We start from the raw sequence: 1,019 nt of genomic DNA on the forward strand, positions 1-1,019 counted from the left end.
ATCTTGAAACGAGCCACCGAACGACGCAGTTCTTCGGCCATCTGCGACAGTTCGCGCACCTGCTGGGCGGTGGTGCGCGTACCTTCTCCGGTCTGTTCCGTCACGGCAAAAATGTGCTGGATGTTCGCAGCCACCACGTTGGCCGAATCGGCTTCGCGGGAGGCGGATTGCGAAATCTGCTCAATCAGGTCGGCAAGGCGGCGCGACACGCGGTCGATCTCGGACAGCGCGGTACCCGCGTTGTCGGACAGCTTGGCCCCTTCGACCACACCCTGCGTGGAGCGCTCCATGGCGCCCACGGCATCCTGCGTGTCGGTTTGAATGGCCTTCACCAGCGCCGAGATCTGGCGCGTGGCGTCTGCGGAGCGTTCGGCCAGTCGCTGAACTTCTTCCGCCACCACCGAGAAGCCTCGACCGGCTTCACCGGCCGATGCGGCCTGGATGGCGGCGTTCAGGGCCAGCACGTTCGTCTGTTCGGTAATGTCCGAGATCAGCTCGGTGATTTCGCCAATCTCTTGCGACGATTCACCAAGGCGCTTGATCCGCTTGGAGGTTTCCTGGATCTGGTCGCGGATGGAGTTCATACCGCCGATGGCGTTCTGCACGGCCTGCAGACCCGAGGATGCGGCCTGCAGCGACTGGCGCGCCACCGTGGCGGACTCTTGCGCCTGAGTGGACACGCCGTTGATTCGCTCGGCCATGGTCAGCACCGACTGGCCGGTTTCGCGAATTTCGCGCAGCTGTTCGGTCGAGGCGGCCAGCAGCTCGGTCGAGGTGCTTTCCACCTGCGACGTCGTCTGCGCCACGCGGGTAGCCGTGTTCTGCACGTTGCCCACCAGCAGTCGCAGTTCTTCCACCGTGTAGTTCACCGAGTCGGCGATAGCGCCGGTGATGTCCTCGGTCACGGTTGCTTCCTGCGTCAGGTCGCCTTCGGCCACTGTCTGCAGTTCGTTCATCAGCCGAAGAATGGCGGCCTGGTTGGCGTTGTTGACGCGGCCGGCTTCTTCGGACGTTTGCTC

The 1,019-nt window shown here is 63.7% G+C and carries 1 protein-coding gene; it reads right to left on the reverse strand.

The window, feature by feature from the left end:
• Positions 1 to 1,019 (reverse strand): methyl-accepting chemotaxis protein (locus tag ACSFA3_RS26245; protein WP_435508222.1); only part of this gene is annotated, 1,019 nt, incomplete at both ends.

Source organism: Variovorax glucosi (assembly GCF_051216695.1).
GTDB lineage: Bacteria > Pseudomonadota > Gammaproteobacteria > Burkholderiales > Burkholderiaceae_C > Variovorax.